Origin of the sequence: Vibrio sp. 2CM40D (assembly GCF_023161825.1) — a bacterium.
Classification (GTDB): Bacteria; Pseudomonadota; Gammaproteobacteria; order Enterobacterales; family Vibrionaceae; genus Vibrio; species Vibrio alginolyticus.
Window position 1 is genome coordinate 515,948 of the sequence record NZ_JALNTL010000001.1, and the last position, 19,984, is coordinate 535,931.

Below are 19,984 nucleotides of genomic sequence, written 5' to 3' on the forward strand. Positions count from 1 at the left end.
GTATAAGACTGCTAAATACAAAAAGCCCCGCACTAAGCGGGGCTTTCAAGTTATAGAGTTAACTTAAGAATTACTTCTTAGCGTTACGCTCTTTAACGTCAGCAATTACTTGCTCTGCAACGTTTGTTGGACATGGTGCGTAGTGTGAGAACTCCATAGAGAACTGACCACGACCAGAAGTCATAGTACGTAGAGTACCGATGTAACCAAACATTTCTGATAGAGGTACATCACCCTTGATACGTACGCCAGTAGACGCTGCTTGTTGGTCTTTGATCATACCACGACGACGGTTAAGGTCACCGATTACGTCACCAACGTGATCTTCTGGAGTGAACACGTCAACTTTCATGATTGGCTCAAGAAGTTGCGCGCCAGCTTTAGGCATAGACTGACGGAATGCACCTTTCGCTGCGATTTCGTAAGCGATAGCTGAAGAGTCAACTGCGTGGAAACCACCGTCGAATAGTTCAACTTCAACGTCTAGAGTAGGGAAGCCAGCTAGAACACCGTGCTCCATCATTGACGCAAAGCCTTTCTCAACTGCAGGCCAGAATTCTTTAGGTACGTTACCACCAACAACTGTTGATTTGAACGTGAAGCCAGAGTTTGGCTCACCTGGTTTGATGCGGTAATCGATCTTACCGAACTGACCAGAACCACCAGACTGTTTCTTGTGCGTGTAGCTATCTTCGATTGCTTGAGTGATAGTTTCACGGTAAGCAACCTGTGGAGCACCAACTTCTAGCTCAACGCCGTAAGTACGCTTAAGGATATCTACCTTGATGTCTAGGTGAAGTTCACCCATACCTTTCAGGATAGTTTCGCCTGAATCTTCATCAGTCTCAACTTGGAATGATGGATCTTCTGCAACCATTTTACCGATCGCGATACCCATCTTCTCAGAACCGCCTTTATCTTTAGGCTTAACTGCGATAGAGATTACTGGATCTGGGAAGATCATTGGCTCAAGAGTACATTCGTGCTTAGGATCACATAGAGTGTGACCAGTTTGAACGTTCTTCATACCAACTACAGCGATGATGTCACCAGCTTGTGCTGAATCGATTTCGTTACGCTCGTCCGCGTGCATCTCAACCATACGGCCGATACGCTCTGTTTTACCAGTTGCAGAGTTAAGGATTGTGTCACCTTTCTTCATCTTACCAGAGTAGATGCGGATAAAGGTTAGAGCACCGAAGCGGTCATCCATAATCTTAAATGCAAGAGCACGTAGTGGCTCGTCTGCAGATACAGTCGCAACTTCACCAGTTGGCTCACCAGTCTCTGAATCAGTTAGAGGCTGTGGATCAACTTCTGTTGGAGATGGTAGGTAATCAATTACCGCGTCAAGAATAAGTTGGATACCTTTGTTCTTGTACGCTGAACCACAGTAAGTTGGGAAGAATGCTAGATCACGAGTACCTTTACGGATACAACGTTTGATGTCTTCTAGAGATGGCTCTTCGCCTTCTTCTAGGTAAGCCATCATTAGATCTTCGTCTTGCTCTAGAGCAGTTTCGATTAGCATTTCACGGTATTCAGCAGCTTTCTCTACCATGTCTGCTGGAATATCTTGAACTTCGTAGTTCTCTGGTTGGCCAGACTCATCCCATACGTAAGCTTGTTGGCTTAGTACGTCTACAACACCTACGAAATCTTCTTCGATACCGATAGGTAGAGTCATAACTAGAGGTGTAGCACCTAGTACGTTCTGTACTTGATCTACAACTTTGTAGAAATCTGCGCCCATACGGTCTAGTTTGTTAACGAAGATCAGACGTGATACGTGTGATTCGTCAGCGTAACGCCAGTTAGTTTCTGACTGAGGCTCAACACCACCAGAACCACAGAATACACCGATACCACCGTCAAGTACTTTTAGAGAACGGTAAACTTCGATAGTGAAGTCAACGTGTCCAGGAGTATCGATGATGTTTAGACGGTGATCGTTCCAGAAACAAGTTGTTGCTGCAGACTGGATTGTGATACCACGCTCAGCTTCCTGCTCCATGAAGTCAGTAGTAGTTGAACCGTCGTGAGTGTCACCGATCTTATGGATCTTACCAGTTAGCTTTAGGATACGCTCTGTAGAGGTAGTTTTACCCGCGTCTACGTGAGCAAAAATACCAATGTTTCTGTATTTTGATAAATCAGTCATTGTCTTACTCTGTTAATAAGGTATAAAGTGCGCGCAGAGTATATCACATTCTGTCAATACTGATACCCTTGCGTGCGGATGGAAGAAAAAAAATTTTAACGTGAAATTTCCGTCCCCAAAGCATAGTCAAACACAGCAATTTATGTACTTTATTCGCATTTTATTGAGGACGGATAGAACAGTTTGTGATTGCACAAATACCATTCTTATGAGCATTACAGCTCGTCAAAAGCCTCTATAGCTTCCGACAATTTCTTAACGCCGTGAATTTGCATGCCAGGGATGCCACCTTTCGGCATGTTGGCTGCTGGCACGATGGCTTTCTTGAAACCATGTTTGAACGCTTCATTCAAACGCTCTTGCCCACTTGGCACTGGACGGATTTCGCCCGCAAGCCCTACCTCACCAAAAATCACCACATCTTTAGGGAGTGGACGGTCACGAAAACTCGATAAAAGCGCCATAACTAAAGCAAGATCAGCGCTCGTCTCCGTCACCTTAACACCGCCAACCACATTAACAAAGACATCTTGGTCTGCCATTTGTAAGCCACCATGCTTATGCAACACCGCGAGCAAAAGTGATAGGCGGTTCTGCTCCAAGCCGACCGCAACACGACGAGGGTTGGCTAACTGCGAGTAATCCACCAGCGCTTGAATCTCTACTAGCAGAGGGCGCGTGCCTTCCCAAACCACCATGACGGAAGAGCCTGATGTTTCTTCTTCACCACGAGAAAGGAAGATCGCTGATGGGTTACTCACTTCTTTCAATCCTTGGCCTGTCATTGCAAAGACACCAAGCTCATTCACAGCGCCAAAACGGTTTTTATGACTACGCAAAGTGCGGAATCGGCTATCCGTTCCACCATCGAGTAGTACCGAACAGTCGATAATGTGTTCAAGAACTTTGGGGCCCGCAAGGGTACCATCTTTTGTTACGTGACCAACAATAAATACCGCAACATTATTCTGTTTTGCGTATCGTGTCAGAGCCGTCGCAGATTCACGTACCTGAGCAACACTGCCAGGCGACGATTGAACATCAGAAACGTGCATCACCTGAATCGAGTCTATTACCATTATACGAGGCTGCTCTTTTTCGGCGATTTGGCAAATTTTGTCGACGTTCGTTTCCGATAGCATTTTTAAATGATCTTTCGGCAAGCCCAATCGGGAAGCACGCATTGCCACCTGCTGTAACGACTCTTCACCGGTTACGTAAAGCGTTGGCATTTGCGCAGATAAACTACACATGGTTTGCAACAGAAGGGTTGATTTACCTGCACCAGGGTTACCACCAATCAAAATTGCGGCACCTGGCACAACACCACCACCCAAGACGCGGTCAAGCTCTTTAAACCCACTGGTGAAGCGAGGTACTTCTTGCAGATCAATTTCGGATAGCGTTTGAACCGTTGCTTCTGTTGCGGAACCAGCGTAGCCGCTTAAGCGTTCATTGCGAGCAACGGTTGGCGATGCAGCGATACGTACTTCTGTTATCGTATTCCATGCACCACATGCGTTACACTGCCCCTGCCAACGGGGAAAGTCCGCGCCACAATCATTACAAACATACGCTCGTTTTGCTTTCGCCATGATGCCTCAATTTTTTCTACAAATGTGACTAAGCACAGCCAAGTCAGACCTGAACTGAAATGAACTATTGATATACTTAAGTATTACTTCGCTTAGCCGATACAATTTAAAGTAACGACATACTCTAACAGAAATAATGCAGCAATCTGAAATTCTCTCGCTCGCAGAACGACTCATTCCCGTTTACGGTACGAATGACTTTGACTTTGTCCTTGGCCAACTGACCGAGGAAGAGCCGCCTTCGGCCAAAATTTTGGTTAAAATGGAACTTAACCGCTTAATGGCTCCATGCAAAAAAAGCATTGATTTGCGAGGTCGCGTTCAAGGCGAATGTCGCGAGTATATTTTGGATGGCATTCCACATTGGTTGGATGATGTTGCTTTCAACGCTTACCATAAAAACATCAAAAAGTTTGGCTGCTACACGGAAGGAATGTGGGAAGCATTGGTCAACACGCGAAATAACTTTCGCGTAATGAGCAAGCGCCTTACTCAGCAAAAAACGCAATCGTTAACGGATCCTAAAAGCCCGTTCTTAGCAGAACCCGTTCACCTAGGCTACGATTTAAAGCGCCAAGAAAAACGCTTGAAAGTCCAATCTCAAGTTGAAATTTGCCGTTCTAAAGGACAGCTTCTTCATGGATTAAGCATTGATTTATCTAGCTCTGGCGCAAAGTTTAAAGTCCCTAGCGCATTTAAATATAACCTTGGGGAAATTATTCAGGTCACGTTTACTGAATTTGCCAGCAAATCTAACGTTGCAGGTATAGAGAAACCGCTTGCATACCGCATACTCGCGGTTGATGACTGTTACGAAAATGACTCAGTTCGATACCTCAGAACCATACGCTTAACTGATACCAATGTCGTCAACAGAGTGATAGATGAAGCGCTCAACAGTGCTGTTAAAAGGGCTCGTCACGACAATCAAGACAAGATTATTCGAGCTCGAACTCGCGGTTATGAGCACATCGCACTAAAGCACACCAGCAGCTTGCCTCTATTCTTTGATGGTAGTGACCTAAAATTAGCAATGTTAACGCCAAACAATCAAAAGCTTTGGCAATACTGGCACGATGAGAGAAACCAGCAAATGTTTGGTTCCTTATTCAACGAGCAACGCATCGCGTCACTCATTAAGCCTGGTGTTAAAGGAACAACCAATGTCCTTTATTCATTTACTCACGAGCACGAGAATCGAACCTATTTCTATTCGATGTTTCGCCCAGAAGCAACTCGCGAACAGCGCCAGCTATTTTGGCATTTAGGTGGCAAACGAGAGAGTTGGCGCGCCTTTAGAATTTCAATCTTTGAACTATCAGAGCAAGAACAGGAAGACCTAGCAGCATTCTCTCCAGAGTTGGCAGAAACGTCTCAATCACTGACTCATATTGGTATTTTGCAAGAAATTGCTGACGAAAAGTCAGGGCAGGATTACCTGCTAACTGAAAAGCCGCGCTTACCCGCTAATACATTAAACGCGTTTCGCCATCCGAGAAGAGTTATCGGCAATCCAAAGGGCATTTATTTTGATGCAAAGTCTCGTCGAAAAGAGCCTCGTTATCGTTTTAAAACACCTTTAGAGTTGTACTCAGGACAAACTAAAACAGGCGGCTGTACTGTTGACCTTTCCAAACGAGGACTCGGAATTAGGCTAAGTGAGCCTACGATGTTACGTTCTGGGCAAGAGGTAAGAATCAACTTTCGAGAATTACAACTCTACGATAAAAAATTGCCGTTAATGTCGGTGCCATACCGAGTAATTCGTGTAAGCCCAGACGGTTGTAGCGTGCAGCTAGTTATTGATGAAAGCAGCCAAACCATGAAGGTAATCGCTTTTTTCAACAGCATTATCGAGCACAATCAAGACAAGCTAATCCCGCAAAAAGAGACGCTACCAAGTAATGCTCTACTTGAAAGGCTGCACTGCATGTTGCTCTCGCGTACGCTGAGCACGCCCATTTTTATCAGTAAGAGTACGTCATCTTCAATCAAAACCCCCGTTATCGGGGTGAACTTGCCGCTACCTAAACACATTGAGCTTTTTGCCCGTCTTGGGCATGACCAACTGTTGTCACTTGAACCTATCTTTAAAGGCCGGACAAGCACATTAATCGCAGAGCCAATAAAACGTGTAGAAGGTGCTCAAGCCAGACATCAGGATATCTACATAAGCGCCGCAAAAGTAGGCAATAAAATTACAGGCATTGAGTCAAAGCTTCATCAAGAGTTCAACAGCGTAAAAGAGCGGATTCAATTTATAAAGAAAGCGCGAATGATGGGTGACTTTTACGTGATTCGCCTTTCTACTGCGCCAATTTTCGATCCGATGACATCATTACTGCAACAAGATTTAAGTGACTTAACCCAATTTGGCGTACATCAAGCGAGCAAGTTAGAAAAAGAGTTAACAGCGCTCGTTGGTTACAGTGAATTTGAAGACATTACTGAAGAGGTTGTAATTAGATTGGAGTTAACCGAGTAAATTCAAAGTCATACCAAATTGAAAAAAAACACCGCCTTTCTGGCGGTGTTTTCGAATGGATGGTTAAGGTTTAGCTTTCCAGCTGACCTTTTGCTGCTTCACCAATGCGCCAGATAAAATACAGAGCACACCGCCCAACCCTGCAAAGCGAATCGCTGATTGCGCTTGAGCTTCCACTTTTGGTTTTGCGTGATACGCAATCCCTAATCCTGCCACCGACATCATCACAAGATCATTAGCGCCATCACCGACAGCAACCGTGTTGTGCTGCTCAATTTCATATTCATCCGCCAGTTCCACTAGAATGTCAGACTTCATCTGCGCCGTTACCACATCGCCAAGTACTTTACCCGTGAGTTTGCCGTCAATAATTTCTAATTGATTGGAGCGAGCAAAGTCTAAGTCGACTTTATCTTTGATGTAATCAGAGAAGTAAGTAAAACCACCGGAGGCAATCGCTGTTTTCCAGCCCAAGGCTTTCAACGTCGCAATTAGCGCTTCAAAGTCCGGCATGAATGGTAACTGGGCACGAACTTGTTCAAGAATTGATTCATCGGCACCTTTGAGCTTACCAACTCGCTGACGTAAACTTTGCTCAAAATCCAGCTCACCTTGCATGGCACGTTCAGTGACTTCAGCGACCTCATCCCCTACTCCTGCCAGTTTCGCGATTTCATCAATACACTCTATCTGGATCGCCGTTGAATCCATATCAAATACAATCAACCCTTGGGTTGATAGATCGGGCACTTCATTAAGCGAGGCGTAATCTAGGTTGAGACTTTGTAAGATCGTTTCATGTTGAGGAGTCAACTCTCCGGCCATCAGGGCTACTTCATATTGGCCAACTTTCCACGTTTCTAGTATTGGGTTGTAAAAGCCGGTGAAGAAATCAATGTCTTCGAAGTGACTTGGCGAAAGGTACTCAGCAAATACGATCCAGTTTGCTTTTGCTTTATCTAATTGGGAGGCAAATCGAGTCTCGGGTAATCGTTTTAAAAGTGTCGTATGTTTTCTGATAGGCAAGCTTTTTGACGCGTCCATGTATATAATCCCTTATGACTTTGCTAAAACGTTACCTCAACAAACTAAAAAGGCAAGTCTTTGTTTTATTTTAAATGGATGAGTAAAGAGCATGAGTGAATCTTTGTTCTCAGTAAGGAATGCCCTAAGAATTCTGGCACTAATCCTACTGTGTGTGATGTTGTTTATCACAATAAAAAACAGTGTTGTGATCAGTAAGGGTAATGAGAAAATTCAAGCACAACAGCTTGAAACGCTCACCAAAGTTTTGATTTCACAGGCGTCTCTTTCTGCCAGTGAGATGATTTTAACTAAAGATCAAGAACGATTACTTCAGCTAACAAACCAGCTAGCACAAGACCGTTTAGTGTTTGATGCAACAATCTACGATGCACAGGGTGTACGTTTAGCGTCTAGTGAAGAGGCATTATCGGTACGCGAAGTTCTTGGCCTGGATACGCCTTTGGCAACAGCTTCCATTGGTCGCCAGCAGTTGGTTGAACCAGTTTTTGCAGATGGTGCGCTTATCGGTTTTGTTCGCGTGACCTTTGAGACGGGCCGGGTGACGGCTATTTCTGACCACCACTATCGCAAGAGCGATCGTTATATGTACATGATGGTCTTAATGAGCTTTGTCTGTGGTATGTTGTTCATCTTGATTTTACGTCGACAACCGATACGTCGTAAAAAAGCGCCAAACCTGCTGCTAACCAAGTAACTAGGTAGCGCTAACAACTCATATAAAAACAGCCCGCAATGTGTGGGCTGTTTTTTTAGCTCTTGAGAGCGAAAAATAGAATGACTCTTCGTCGCTTACTCTTCGTCACCAAGCAATACTGAATCTAGTGCGATTAGCATCATGTCGTTGAATGTCGTTTGACGCTCGTCAGATGTAGTCTGTTCGCCAGTCTTGATATGATCAGAAACCGTACAGATTGTCAGAGCTTTTGCACCGTATTCTGCCGCAACACCGTAAATACCAGCCGCTTCCATTTCAACACCAACAATGCCGTACTTGTCCATTACATCGAACATTTCTGGATCTGGCGTGTAGAAAAGCTCTGCTGAGAATAGGTTACCAACTTTAACGTCAATACCGCGAGCTTTTGCAGCGTCTTCTGCCGCACGAACCATGTTGTAGTCTGCGATTGCCGCGAAGTCATGACCTTTAAAGCGGATACGGTTCACTTTAGAGTCAGTACATGCACCCATGCCGATCACAACATCACGCACTTTGATGTCTTCATTCACTGCGCCACAGCTGCCAACACGGATGATTTTCTTCACGCCGAAGTCTTTGATTAGTTCAGTCGCGTAAATCGAGCATGATGGGATACCCATACCGTGGCCCATTACCGATATCTTACGGCCTTTGTATGTACCTGTGTAACCAAACATATTACGAACGTCACACACTTGAACGACATCTTCAAGGAAAGTCTCTGCGATGTATTTTGCACGTAGTGGATCACCAGGCATCAGTACGACGTCTGCAAATGCACCCATTTCAGCATTGATATGTGGAGTTGCCATTTTCTTTTCCTTAACCTTTCTCTAGCGCTCCGCGCTTAAGGCGATATAAGCCAGAGTATTCTCATTTCCGACAAGCAGCATTTACATACTGCAAACATAAAACTAGGAGCTATCAAGCTCCTAGTTTTCAAAAACCTAACTAATTATAGGAAGTTCTTACCGTAATCCATTGGAGAAGTACCGAAGTAACTTGCCAATGTTTGACCGATATCTGCGAATGTTTCGCGGCGGCCAAGAGAACCAGCTGGTACTTTTTGACCATAAACCAATACTGGGATGTGCTCACGAGTATGGTCAGTACCTGGCCATGTTGGGTCACAGCCGTGGTCTGCCGTTAGGATAAGCACATCGTCTTCTTCCATAATCTCTAGCACTTCGTTGATACGATCATCGAAGTACTCAAGTGCCGCTGCGTAACCCGCTACGTCACGACGGTGACCGTAAGCTGAGTCGAAGTCTACAAAGTTAGTGAATACGATCGTGTTGTCGCCCGCTTCTTTGATTTGCTCTAGCGTTGCTTCGAACAATGCAGGGATACCTGTCGCTTTCACTTTCTTAGTGATGCCGCAGTTTGCGTAGATATCAGCAATCTTACCAATAGAAACCACGTTGCCTTGCTTCTCATCAACGAGCTTCTGAAGAACCGTTGCTGATGGTGGCTCTACAGAAAGATCACGACGATTACCTGTACGCTCAAATTGACCTTTACCAGCACCAACGAATGGGCGCGCGATAACACGACCAATGTTGTAATCTTCTAGCTCTTCACGTGCGATTTGGCAAAGCTCTAGTAGACGGTCTAGACCGAAAGTCTCTTCGTGACATGCGATTTGGAATACAGAGTCAGCAGACGTGTAGAAGATTGGTTTGCCAGTCTTCATGTGCTCTTCACCAAGATCGTCAAGAACTTGAGTACCAGACGCGTGACAGTTACCTAGGAAACCGTCAAGCCCCGCACGCTCAAGAATGCGGTCAGTCAATTCTTTCGGGAAGCTGTTTGCTTTGTCAGTGAAGTAACCCCAGTCAAACAGAACAGGAACACCTGCGATTTCCCAGTGACCAGACGGCGTGTCTTTACCTGAAGAAAGCTCTGCTGCATGACCGTATGCACCAATGATTTCAGCGTCTGTGTCTAGTCCAGGTGCGAAGCGACCTGTCGATTCTTTATGCGCCATTGCCAAACCAAGTTTCGATAGATTTGGAAGGCGAAGTGCACCTTGGCGATTGTCGTTATCTGCTAAGCCTTTTTCACATTGGTCAGCGATGTGACCTAGTGTGTCTGAACCTACATCACCAAATTCTTTAGCGTCGGCAGTTGCACCGATACCGAATGAGTCTAGTACTAAAATAAATGCTCTTTTCATTGCTCGTTCCTTAGGCCCACTCGGCTTTTTATTATGGTTGAGTAGGCCTTGTGTAATTACTTGTTCTATTAGATATCTTCTGCACGAATTTGGCGGTAAACCTCTGGAGTTGGTGTGTATTCACCACCTACTTTGATTGCACTGCGCAGTGCTTTTGCCGCTTCTTCCCATTGCTCTTCAGTGCGAGCGTGGATGACCGCAAGAGGTTTATCACTGTCTGCGACCTCACCTAGGCGGATGAACTCGTCGAAACCAACTGCGTAGTCGATTTCATCAGTAGCAACACGACGACCACCACCCATAGCAACCACAGCCATGCCGATAGCACGTGTATCCATTGCAGAGACAATGCCCGTTTCTGTTGCGTAAACTGGCTTGATGATTTCTGCTTTTTCTAAGTAGTTGTCGTAGTTTTCTACGAAGTCCGCAGGGCCGCCTAAGCCGGCAACCATCTTGCCGAAGCACTCAGCCGCTTTGCCGTTATCCAGCACTTCCATCAGTTTTGCGCGTGCGTCTTCTGTGTTCTCAGCAAGCTTGCCAAGTACTAACATTTCAGCACATGAAGCCATGGTCACTTCAAGTAGACGAGGGTTACGGTATTCACCTGTTAAGAAACGAACCGCTTCACGAACTTCTACTGCGTTACCCGCTGAAGACGCCAATACTTGGTTCATGTCCGTAAGAATTGCCGTAGTCTTAGTGCCAGCACCGTTTGCTACCGCAACGATTGATTTTGCTAGCTCTTCAGACGCTTCGTAAGTTGGCATAAATGCACCTGAACCCACTTTTACGTCCATCACTAGCGATTCCAGACCCGCCGCCAGTTTCTTAGAAAGGATCGACGCCGTAATCAGGGAGATATTGTCTACCGTTGCGGTAATATCACGAGTAGCGTAAACACGCTTATCCGCAGGAGCAAGGTCACCAGTTTGACCGATGATCGCCACACCAGCGTCTTTGGTTACTTGACCAAAAACATCGTTGCTCGGCGTAATGTTGTAACCAGGGATAGATTCAAGTTTATCCAGCGTACCGCCTGTATGACCAAGACCGCGGCCAGAGATCATAGGTACGAAACCGCCACACGCTGCCACCATTGGGCCAAGCATTAAAGAAGTTACGTCACCCACACCACCGGTTGAGTGTTTGTCGACAATTGGACCACCGAAGTTCATGTGGCTCCAGTCGATAACCATGCCCGAATCACGCATTGCACACGTTAAGGCGATGCGCTCATCCATGGTCATTTCATTAAAGAAAATCGTCATAGCAAACGCCGCAATCTGACCTTCAGATACCGTGTTGTTCGCTACGCCTTGAATAAAGAAGTTGATTTCGTCTGCGGTAAGTACTTCACCGTCACGTTTTTTACGAATGATTTCTTGTGGTAAATACATTAGTGCCTCCCAAGCTCTTTTGAGCCATGGTTGTAGTAGGATAGAAGAGGTTTGGTAGCACCCGTTTAGGTGCTACCGTTCAGACGTATTATTGGAATTAGTACGCTGTTGGATCAGCGACGTCGTCCGATACTTCTAATGTATTTAGTAGGTTGGTTAGCAGGCTAGACGCACCAAAACGGTAGTGACGAGCATCAACCCAGTTGTCACCTAGGATTTCGTCAGCCATTGCTAGGTATGCTGCTGCGTCTTCAGCAGTGCGCACACCACCTGCTGGTTTGAAACCAACAGTTTCTGCAACACCCATGTCGCGAATAACTTCAAGCATCATGCGAGCGTATTCTGGTGTTGCGTTTACTGGCACTTTACCAGTTGAAGTTTTAATGAAGTCAGCACCTGCTTCAATACAGATTTGAGATGCTTTCTTGATTAGTGCTTCTTCTTTTAGTTCACCTGTTTCGATGATCACTTTAAGAAGAATGTCACCACAAGCTTCTTTACATTGCTTAACTAGTTCGAAGCCTACTTTCTCATCACCCGCCATTAGCGCGCGGTAAGGAAAAACTACGTCAACTTCGTCTGCACCGTAAGCAACCGCCGCTTTTGTTTCAGCAACTGCGATTTCAATGTCGTCGTTACCATGTGGGAAGTTCGTTACTGTTGCAATACGAACCTCTGGCGTACCTTGCTCACGAAGTGTCTTCTTAGCAATAGGAATAAAGCGAGGGTAAATACAAATTGCAGCTGTGTTGCCTACTGCTGTTTTCGCGTCATGACATAGTGAGATCACTTTTGCATCAGTGTCATCGTCATTCAACGTAGTTAGGTCCATAAGTTTAAGTGCACGTAGCGCTGCTGCTTTTAAATCGCTCATTTCTATCTCCGATCAATATTCAAAAAATTCACTACTCAGCCTTACATCACGTCTTTAACTATAATCAACAAGTCGAGACAATGTGAGTAAATGGCTAAACAGTCTATTAATGAACGGACTTGGTTCCCTGAAGACTCGGCATATACAGCGAAAATTTATCATATGCCAATTGCTATCCTTGTCACCGCACAGTACCAGTTTGGCCTATGGCACAACAATCTATGATTGCGGTGTCTTTAATATCACATCACAAAGCAAAACGCCTATTAGATCTGATATTGCAGGGCAATTCATTTGCCCATCGATTATGTAATATTCATTACGTGATTAAGAATCAAGCTTAACCACTATCCTGTGATTAATACATTATAGAGTTTCACCGCAAAACTGTAGCACCAAATAGAGCGCAAACGGTTTGTATCTCAAAATTTCCTAGCCCCTATTCCATTGACTGCGTAATACCTCGACTAAGGCAAACACCCGATGAAATTTTGGAGCCCGAAAAACGAAAAATGCCCCGCAGCAATCTCTTGCTACAGGGCATGATGTAAAACGGCGTCTATATATTAAGAACCGATTCTAATTATAGTGCTGCAAGGCTTAAGCAGAAGCCTGCAATTGTCGCTGCCATAAGGTTAGACAACGTACCTGCAAGAACTGCTTTAACACCCATGCGAGCGATGTCACTACGACGGTTTGGTGCAAGGCTACCTAGACCACCAAGTAGAATCGCGATAGAAGAAAGGTTCGCGAAACCACATAGTGCGAATGAGATGATAGCTGTTGTCTTCTCAGACATTACTTCACCAGTTGCCGCGATTACTTGAGCGTTTTCACCTAGATATGGTGTGAAGTTCAAGTAAGCAACGAATTCGTTCACTACGATTTTCTGACCGATGAATGAACCAGCTGTTACAGCTTCTGCCCATGGAACACCGATTAGGAATGCTAGTGGAGAGAACGCGTAACCTAGGATTAGCTCTAGCGTTAGTTCTGGCATGCCGAACCAACCACCGATGCCACCTAGCATACCGTTGATTAGCGCGATTAGACCAACGAATGCGATTAGCATTGCACCTACGTTAAGCGCAAGTTGTAGACCAGAAGCCGCACCGCCCGCAGCTGCGTCGATTACGTTAACTGGTTTGTCGTCACCGCCGTCCATCGCTTCTTCGATACTTTCGTGAGGCTGGTCAGTCTCTGGGTGAAGGATTTTAGCGAACAGTAGACCACCTGGTGCTGCCATGAATGATGCCGCAACTAGGTACTCTAGTGGAACACCCATAGATGCGTAACCAGCTAGTACACCACCAGCAACAGAAGCTAGACCACCACACATTACCGCGAATAGCTCTGATTGAGTCATTTTTGGAACGAATGGACGAACAACTAGAGGTGCCTCAGTTTGACCTACGAAAATGTTAGCTGCTGCTGACATTGATTCCGCACGCGAAGTGCCTAGCGCTTTTTGTAGTGCGCCACCAAGAATCTTGATAACCCATTGCATAACGCCAATGTAGTAAAGAACTGAAATCAGTGCAGAGAAGAAGATCAGTGTAGGAAGAACACGGAATGCGAAGATGAAACCGCCGCCGCCGAATACTTCGAACATCTTGTCAGAAACAAGACCACCGAACAGGAATGATGAACCATCGTTACCGTAGTTGATAACGTTAGAAACACCTGAAGAGAAACCGTTTAGTAGATCACGGCCCCAAGGTACATACAGAACAAATGCACCTAATGCGAATTGGATAGCGAATGCGCCACCCACAGTTCTAAAGTTGATAGCTTTTCGGTTGTTAGAAAATGCCACTGCAATCGCAAGAAGCACTACCATACCGATTAGGCTCATAAACAGGCTCATAGTTTATGACTTCCTTATAAGTTATTTATTGGCGTGTTACAAAATGGAGCTATAAAGCGGGGGCAATTATACTCATGCAGAATCAATTAAAGTAATGCCAGCCTCACACTTTCCTATAAGATTCATGATTGATTCAACCAGCTTTGTGAGTTAATTCACAATAAGCAGGAAAACGTTTTCGATTTCAAACCACATCTTTAGATTTTATTCACATATCGAGAAAGCAAAATTGCTATTTTTCCACAGTTGAGAGGCAATCGATTGCTTTCGGCCGTTATGCAACTCTACGAGCTCATTAAAGACGTGAATGAGTTTGGCTGGGTGATTTGACTCCCCTTGATATCCAAGTATAGGCATATCTGGTGCGTCTGTTTCGATTACTAGGTTTTCGAGTGGTAATTTTTGAATTGCGTCGCGTGTTTTCTTGGCTCTTGGGTAGGTAATCGTTCCTCCTACACCGATAAAAAAACCTAATTTGACCCACTCCATGGCTTGCTGATAACTCCCAGAAAAAGCGTGTAGCACACCACCTCTAGGGAGATTCGCCGCTTTCACCATTTGAATGAGGCGATTGTGCGCTTTTCGGCTATGTAAAATAACTGGGAGTTCGAAGCGTCTAGCCAGCTCAAATTGAACTTCAAGTATCTTTTCTTGCAACTGTGGATCAACATCAATGGCAAAATCTAAACCACACTCTCCTATTGCCACGCACTGCTGCCCTTTTTGATTTAGATAGCCTTCTAGCTCTGTAAGGTGCTGCTCAACGTTATCTTCAAGAAAATACGGATGAAAGCCGAGCGCATAATACAAATTGGCATGTTGCTCTGCCAAAGTTTGAATACGAGCCCAGTTTTGCGGACCGACGGAAGGAATCAAAATTCTTGCGACGCCTTGCGTTTGAGCAAGCTCAAGTTGATGCGCAAAGTCATCTTGAAACACATCAAAATCAAAGTGGCAGTGCGTATCAAAGAGCTTCATCTTGACGCTTTTTATCTGTATCTGCGGGCAGAAAATCAGGAGATCGTTGGGCTTCACTCTTCTCTTCAGTTTGGTGGGCAGGGTCTTTTCGATATGGGACGCAACTGCGTTTCTGGTCGGGGGTTAACCCCATTTCTTTACACCAATTGTCGTAACGCTTTAGCCCACGTTTAAACCAGTTCATATCTTATCCTTATATAAAAACGCCCTTGGCTAAGTTTATAGCCAAGGGCGTTTTAAAATCTAGTTTGCGTTAAGGCTTACCCTAACCGCGCAAATTAGTGCTCGCGCGTCGCACGGAAATCAACGTCAGGGAAACGCTCTTTCGCTAAGTTTAAGTTAACCATTGTTGGAGCGATATACGTTAGGTTATCACCACCATCCAATGCTAAGTTCGCTTGATTCTTGCGTTGGAACTCATCCAGTTTCTTCGCATCACCACACTCAACCCAACGCGCAGTTGCAACGTTAATGCCTTCATAAATCGCTTCAACGTTATACTCAGACTTCAAACGAGCCACAACAACATCAAACTGAAGTACACCAACGGCACCAACGATCAGATCGTTGTTCTGTAGAGGACGGAATACCTGTACCGCACCTTCTTCTGATAGCTGAACCAAACCTTTGAGAAGCTGCTTCTGCTTTAGTGGATCTTTCAGGCGAATACGACGGAATAGTTCCGGAGCGAAGTTCGGAATACCAGAGAACTTCAGTGATTCACCTTGCGTAAAGGTATCACCAATCTGAATAGTGCCGTGGTTGTGTAGACCAATGATGTCTCCGGCGTAAGCGTGTTCTGCACGTGCACGGTCACCAGCCATAAAGGTTACTGCATCAGAGATACTCACTTGCTTGCCAAGACGAACGTGGTTCATCTTCATACCTTGCGTGTAAGTACCCGATACAATACGCATGAATGCGATACGGTCGCGGTGTTTTGGGTCCATATTCGCTTGGATCTTAAATACGAAACCAGAGAACTTCTCTTCAGTCGCTTCAACTTCACGTTCAACCGCTTGACGAGTTTTCGGCGCTGGAGCCCATTCAGTTAGACCGTCTAGCATATGATCCACACCAAAGTTACCTAATGCAGTACCGAAGTAAACTGGCGTCAGGTCACCTGTTAAGAACATTTCCAAATCAAACTCAGGGCAAGCACCCATGACAAGCTCAAGCTCTTCTCGAACACTTTCCGCAAGGCCTGCACCAACTTTTTCATCAAGCTCTGGGTTATCGAGACCTTTGATGATTCGAACTTCTTGAATCTCATGACCGTGACCTGATTCGTATAAAATCGTTTCATCACGGTGAATGTGGTAAACACCTTTAAACTCTTTACCACAGCCGATTGGCCATGTGATTGGCGCACACATCATGCCCAATTCGTTTTCTACTTCATCCAATACTTCCATTGGATCACGAACGTCACGGTCAAGTTTGTTCATGAAGGTTACGATTGGCGTGTCACGTAGACGTGTAACTTCCATTAGTTTACGAGTACGGTCCTCAACACCTTTCGCTGCATCGATAACCATCAGACATGAGTCAACTGCCGTTAGAGTACGGTAAGTATCTTCCGAGAAGTCTTCGTGTCCAGGCGTATCAAGTAGGTTTACCAGACAATCGTTGTAAGGGAACTGCATTACAGAAGTAGTAACCGAGATACCACGTTCCTTTTCCATTTCCATCCAGTCTGATTTTGCGTGCTGTGCGTTACCACGACCTTTAACCGTACCTGCTTTTTGGATCGCGTTTCCGAATAACAGTACTTTTTCAGTAATGGTGGTTTTACCCGCATCCGGGTGAGAAATAATAGCGAACGTTCTGCGCTTAGACACTTCGCCTAAAAAAAGGGGATTTGACATTAGTTAATCTTCTAAATTACTTTCATGCTCACAAAATAGGCAAGCATATCTACTATTCGATATTGTGCGGTATTCTCGCTTATTATCGCTGTGCTAGCAAACTGGAAAGACATGAACTGAATTTACTCGGCTCACCAGCCTTTACCTGCAACTAACAAGGGAAAGCCAGCTCCACACAAAGAGATGTAAAAATTCAAAAAATTATTATTACATATTCAAAAGCCTCGAATCCGGATACGCATTTAAAGCATAAGTGTTGATGAGGTAATTAGTAACGGCCTAAAACTAACTCAAAAATAAGTAACTCATGATAATGGCGTCTTCCTTACCATTTCCCGATTTAGCTGGGTAATAGTTGTAACGACGGTCCACTTCATTAAAACCTGCTTGCTCATAAATATGGATAGCTGGGTGATTACTTTCACGCACTTCTAACCAAGCACTCTCTGCTTTGGCTTGTTCACAGTGTTCAATAAACGCGTCCAGCAATTTTTGCCCTAGCCCTCTGCCCTGTTGAGAAGGCGCTACTGCAATATTTAATAGTGTCACTTCTCCAACAATATTCTGTCCATAGAAGTAACCAACCACTTGAGAGCCTTCCAGCATCACATGGTGGCAAGCACCGCGACTGGATAAGTCACGAACCAAAGATTCGGCCCAAGGGTGAGAATGTGCTTGCTGCTCGATTTGCCAAACTTGGTCGAGGTGCTCTGCACGCATCGGCGTAATTTCAATTGTCACGCATTAGCTCCGTTAAGAGTACGAACAGATTTGTTGCCACAATGCGCGGCGCTGTTCGTTATTACCATCAATATCTTGTAATAGTGGCGAGGTCAGGTGCTTTGCCTTGATGCTTTGATCAGCCTCACAGCCTGCAAACCACACCCACTCTAGCTGATGTTCACCCAGCATGGATAAGCGCTCAGGCTCTAGGTGTAGCGCATCATCAAGCGTGAGCTTAATGCTTTTTAATACGCGCTCAAACATCAATGCCGTCTCGTTTTCTGGACATATTGGCGATACCAATAGGAGTTTACATGAACTTTGCAAATCCAATAATGGCGATTGATAGCCTTCCAGTCTTTCAGGGTGTACCAGCTCCCATGTGCTGATCCCCATTTCACGTAAATACTGTTTCTCGTTAATTGACATTTTCCGTCACCTATTTGAACGAGGGCAATCCTATCAAATTATCGCGATTATACCTAAAGGACTTCAAGGAACACCTGAACACAATGAGATGATTTGGATATTCCTGAACATAGCGTTTTGCCAACGGCCACACATTGGGTATGACATATGAGGTACATTATGAAATTCTTAAATACGCTACTACTTTGCACACTGGTAGCCGCCACCAGCGTGAGTGTTTTTGCTAATAACAGCGATGAGTGGGAGCTGATTGCAACGAAAACCGTTAACTTTCATACAGAAACAGATACCGTGACACCAAATAGCCTATTCCGAAACCGAAGCTTCAGTAAAATAAAACTAAAATGTGTGCAAGGAACGGTAGACATGAATGGTTTAAAAGTCGTCATGACAGATGGTAGTGAGAAAAAGCTTTCCTCTATGGGCGTACTAACAAGCGGATTGTCGACTCGTGCCTGGAGCCTTCCAGGTACAAAAGAAGCCAAGCTAAAACGGATTGAAATGACTTACAGTAGCTGGGGAAGCACAAAACTTAGCCTGCTAGGGGTAAGTAAAAAAGCGAAAATAGAGGTCTGGGGCAAAAAGAAAAGTAACCAGTCATCCTAACCTCCCTATCTCAGTTTTCAGTGAATAAGAAAGAAGCCCACTTAGTCGTGGGCTTCTTTCATTTACAGTTCAGAGAACTCTGGCGCATAGTCTATGCGTCCGGAGCGTCCAGCACATTGACCTTCGACCAACTCTGCGACTCGAAATGCACCTTTAGGGACATCCCAAGCACATTCAAAGCCCATCTCGTCGCATGATTGAAAACCCTGGCGCGCGTAATAATCAGGATCGCCCAACACCACACACACTGGGTAACCAAAATCACGCAGTGAATCAAAACCTTCTTTGATCAACTCTGCAGCGATGCCTTGGCGACGGTAATCTTCATGAACAGCTAATGGCGCTAGCCCTTGCCATGACAAATCTTCACCATTTAAGGTCACAGGGCTAAATAAAGCATGGCCTATCACCTCTCCCTCATCTGTACACGCGACTAAGGAAAGCGTGAATTTGCTGTTTTCGCGCAAACGCATCACAAGCTCAGCTTCAGCTTCCGTCGGGAAGGCGTGTTTCAATAAGCGGTCAATGGTAAGAATGTCCGCTGGGGCTTCAGTTCGAATAAGCATTCGCTACTCCGGTTGGTTGTGCAGGCGCTTGAACTCCTTTCTGAACAAAATCAGCCAATTGATTCAAAGCGACTTGCATTGCTTTCGGTAACTGCTCTAAGTCGACACTGTCCATTAAGTTTTTCACTTCTAAGCCAAGCTCAGTATCACCTTCAATTGAAAGGCGACGTTGGAAGAACAGTGTGTCAGGGTCTTCTTTACGACCAGCAATCAGTACTAGGTCGTTTAGATTACCACTAAAACTCACATCTTCCTGAACTGGTTTTTCAGCTACCACCAATTTTTCGTCTTGATAGCTGATGTACCATGCTAAGTTCAAGTCTTTAATCGCAACTTTTAACCACTTGTCTTCAAGGAACTCAAAGTCACCATCTTCCAAGGCTTCTTTAAACACCATTTTTAGCCCTTCTAGCAACGCTTTTTGCTGAATTGGCTGTGGTAATAACTGGACTGGAGAACGCAAAATATTAGCTGCGTTCTTTACTAGTTGACTGCGAATCTTGTTTAACACGTTC

General features: G+C 45.0%; 19 protein-coding genes. 4 read left to right on the forward strand and 15 right to left on the reverse strand.

What is annotated here, in order from left to right:
• Positions 1 to 70: 70 nt before the first annotated feature.
• A complete protein-coding gene (fusA, locus tag MTF70_RS02425; RefSeq protein WP_005386444.1) occupies positions 71 to 2,161 on the reverse strand; it encodes an elongation factor G in 2,091 nt (696 codons plus the stop codon).
• A 215-nt stretch (positions 2,162 to 2,376) separates the two neighbouring features.
• On the reverse strand, positions 2,377 to 3,756 hold the full coding sequence (gene radA, locus MTF70_RS02430) for a DNA repair protein RadA (protein WP_005386443.1): 1,380 nt from the start codon (positions 3,754 to 3,756) through the stop codon (positions 2,377 to 2,379).
• A 136-nt stretch (positions 3,757 to 3,892) separates the two neighbouring features.
• Between radA and MTF70_RS02435 the strand changes: the two genes are divergently transcribed.
• Complete coding sequence (locus tag MTF70_RS02435) at positions 3,893 to 6,241, forward strand: PilZ domain-containing protein (protein WP_025768210.1); 2,349 nt, start codon at positions 3,893 to 3,895, stop codon at positions 6,239 to 6,241.
• Positions 6,242 to 6,304: 63 nt separating this feature from the next.
• Here the strand turns inward: MTF70_RS02435 and serB are convergent, their stop codons facing one another.
• Positions 6,305 to 7,285, reverse strand: a complete 981-nt coding sequence (gene serB, locus MTF70_RS02440) for a phosphoserine phosphatase (protein ID WP_005391681.1) — start codon at positions 7,283 to 7,285, stop codon at positions 6,305 to 6,307.
• Between the two features lie 91 nt (positions 7,286 to 7,376).
• Between serB and MTF70_RS02445 the strand changes: the two genes are divergently transcribed.
• Positions 7,377 to 7,982, forward strand: coding sequence for a YtjB family periplasmic protein (locus MTF70_RS02445; RefSeq protein ID WP_005391677.1), 606 nt, complete (start codon positions 7,377 to 7,379; stop codon positions 7,980 to 7,982).
• 95 nt (positions 7,983 to 8,077) lie between these two features.
• Here the strand turns inward: MTF70_RS02445 and deoD are convergent, their stop codons facing one another.
• The 4 genes from deoD to deoC all read right to left on the reverse strand — a co-directional run bounded on the left by deoD (position 8,078) and on the right by deoC (position 12,432).
• Entirely contained in the window at positions 8,078 to 8,797 is a 720-nt protein-coding gene (gene deoD, locus MTF70_RS02450; RefSeq protein ID WP_005380140.1) for a purine-nucleoside phosphorylase, read from the reverse strand.
• 143 nt (positions 8,798 to 8,940) lie between these two features.
• Entirely contained in the window at positions 8,941 to 10,161 is a 1,221-nt protein-coding gene (locus MTF70_RS02455; protein WP_205461138.1) for a phosphopentomutase, read from the reverse strand.
• Between the two features lie 68 nt (positions 10,162 to 10,229).
• The gene (deoA, locus tag MTF70_RS02460; RefSeq protein WP_005380134.1) at positions 10,230 to 11,558 is read right to left on the reverse strand and encodes a thymidine phosphorylase; all 1,329 of its coding nucleotides are present in this window, start codon (positions 11,556 to 11,558) and stop codon (positions 10,230 to 10,232) included.
• 97 nt (positions 11,559 to 11,655) lie between these two features.
• Positions 11,656 to 12,432: a deoxyribose-phosphate aldolase gene (gene deoC / locus MTF70_RS02465; protein WP_005380133.1), complete on the reverse strand. Its 777-nt coding sequence runs from the start codon at positions 12,430 to 12,432 to the stop codon at positions 11,656 to 11,658.
• A 90-nt stretch (positions 12,433 to 12,522) separates the two neighbouring features.
• Between deoC and MTF70_RS24335 the strand changes: the two genes are divergently transcribed.
• A complete protein-coding gene (locus MTF70_RS24335; protein ID WP_005391675.1) occupies positions 12,523 to 12,657 on the forward strand; it encodes a hypothetical protein in 135 nt (44 codons plus the stop codon).
• 358 nt (positions 12,658 to 13,015) lie between these two features.
• On the opposite strand, the gene MTF70_RS02470 is transcribed toward MTF70_RS24335, so the two are convergent.
• From MTF70_RS02470 to MTF70_RS02495, 6 genes are all read right to left on the reverse strand, one after another.
• Positions 13,016 to 14,299 (reverse strand): NupC/NupG family nucleoside CNT transporter, encoded by a 1,284-nt coding sequence (locus MTF70_RS02470; RefSeq protein ID WP_005380131.1) that lies wholly within the window; start codon positions 14,297 to 14,299, stop codon positions 13,016 to 13,018.
• A 204-nt stretch (positions 14,300 to 14,503) separates the two neighbouring features.
• Positions 14,504 to 15,277 (reverse strand): TatD family hydrolase, encoded by a 774-nt coding sequence (locus MTF70_RS02475; protein ID WP_005380129.1) that lies wholly within the window; start codon positions 15,275 to 15,277, stop codon positions 14,504 to 14,506.
• Entirely contained in the window at positions 15,264 to 15,461 is a 198-nt protein-coding gene (locus MTF70_RS02480; protein WP_017635884.1) for a DUF5363 family protein, read from the reverse strand. Before MTF70_RS02480 ends, MTF70_RS02475 begins: the two co-directional genes overlap by 14 nt.
• Positions 15,462 to 15,555: 94 nt before the next feature.
• Positions 15,556 to 17,145, reverse strand: coding sequence for a peptide chain release factor 3 (gene prfC / locus MTF70_RS02485; protein ID WP_005380123.1), 1,590 nt, complete (start codon positions 17,143 to 17,145; stop codon positions 15,556 to 15,558).
• 285 nt (positions 17,146 to 17,430) lie between these two features.
• Positions 17,431 to 17,886, reverse strand: a complete 456-nt coding sequence (gene rimI, locus MTF70_RS02490; protein WP_005386430.1) for a ribosomal protein S18-alanine N-acetyltransferase — start codon at positions 17,884 to 17,886, stop codon at positions 17,431 to 17,433.
• Positions 17,887 to 17,898: 12 nt separating this feature from the next.
• Positions 17,899 to 18,297 carry a DNA polymerase III subunit psi gene (locus MTF70_RS02495; protein ID WP_005386429.1) on the reverse strand — a complete coding sequence of 133 codons (399 nt, stop codon included), beginning with the start codon at positions 18,295 to 18,297 and terminating at the stop codon, positions 17,899 to 17,901.
• A gap of 159 nt (positions 18,298 to 18,456) precedes the next feature.
• Here MTF70_RS02495 and MTF70_RS02500 point away from each other — a divergent pair, with 159 nt between their 5' ends.
• Entirely contained in the window at positions 18,457 to 18,903 is a 447-nt protein-coding gene (locus tag MTF70_RS02500; protein ID WP_005380120.1) for a hypothetical protein, read from the forward strand.
• 62 nt (positions 18,904 to 18,965) lie between these two features.
• On the opposite strand, the gene MTF70_RS02505 is transcribed toward MTF70_RS02500, so the two are convergent.
• Entirely contained in the window at positions 18,966 to 19,469 is a 504-nt protein-coding gene (locus MTF70_RS02505; protein ID WP_005380119.1) for an N-acetyltransferase, read from the reverse strand.
• Positions 19,453 to 19,980 (reverse strand): SCP2 domain-containing protein, encoded by a 528-nt coding sequence (locus MTF70_RS02510; RefSeq protein ID WP_005394645.1) that lies wholly within the window; start codon positions 19,978 to 19,980, stop codon positions 19,453 to 19,455. The genes MTF70_RS02505 and MTF70_RS02510 overlap by 17 nt, the downstream gene beginning before the upstream one ends.
• Positions 19,981 to 19,984 lie beyond the last annotated feature (4 nt).

Coding starts and splice junctions, on each gene's coding strand:
- MTF70_RS02470 (WP_005380131.1), bottom strand. CDS start 14,299: ATGAGCCTGTTTATGAGCCTAATCGGTATGGTAGTGCTTCTTGCGATT.
- MTF70_RS02475 (WP_005380129.1), bottom strand. CDS start 15,277: ATGAAGCTCTTTGATACGCACTGCCACTTTGATTTTGATGTGTTTCAA.
- MTF70_RS24335 (WP_005391675.1), top strand. CDS start 12,523: ATGGCTAAACAGTCTATTAATGAACGGACTTGGTTCCCTGAAGACTCG.
- MTF70_RS02500 (WP_005380120.1), top strand. CDS start 18,457: ATGAAATTCTTAAATACGCTACTACTTTGCACACTGGTAGCCGCCACC.
- MTF70_RS02505 (WP_005380119.1), bottom strand. CDS start 19,469: ATGCTTATTCGAACTGAAGCCCCAGCGGACATTCTTACCATTGACCGC.
- MTF70_RS02495 (WP_005386429.1), bottom strand. CDS start 18,297: ATGTCAATTAACGAGAAACAGTATTTACGTGAAATGGGGATCAGCACA.
- deoA (WP_005380134.1), bottom strand. CDS start 11,558: ATGTATTTACCACAAGAAATCATTCGTAAAAAACGTGACGGTGAAGTA.
- MTF70_RS02435 (WP_025768210.1), top strand. CDS start 3,893: ATGCAGCAATCTGAAATTCTCTCGCTCGCAGAACGACTCATTCCCGTT.
- MTF70_RS02480 (WP_017635884.1), bottom strand. CDS start 15,461: ATGAACTGGTTTAAACGTGGGCTAAAGCGTTACGACAATTGGTGTAAA.
- serB (WP_005391681.1), bottom strand. CDS start 7,285: ATGGACGCGTCAAAAAGCTTGCCTATCAGAAAACATACGACACTTTTA.
- MTF70_RS02455 (WP_205461138.1), bottom strand. CDS start 10,161: ATGAAAAGAGCATTTATTTTAGTACTAGACTCATTCGGTATCGGTGCA.
- deoD (WP_005380140.1), bottom strand. CDS start 8,797: ATGGCAACTCCACATATCAATGCTGAAATGGGTGCATTTGCAGACGTC.
- MTF70_RS02445 (WP_005391677.1), top strand. CDS start 7,377: ATGAGTGAATCTTTGTTCTCAGTAAGGAATGCCCTAAGAATTCTGGCA.
- prfC (WP_005380123.1), bottom strand. CDS start 17,145: ATGTCAAATCCCCTTTTTTTAGGCGAAGTGTCTAAGCGCAGAACGTTC.
- fusA (WP_005386444.1), bottom strand. CDS start 2,161: ATGACTGATTTATCAAAATACAGAAACATTGGTATTTTTGCTCACGTA.
- radA (WP_005386443.1), bottom strand. CDS start 3,756: ATGGCGAAAGCAAAACGAGCGTATGTTTGTAATGATTGTGGCGCGGAC.
- deoC (WP_005380133.1), bottom strand. CDS start 12,432: ATGAGCGATTTAAAAGCAGCAGCGCTACGTGCACTTAAACTTATGGAC.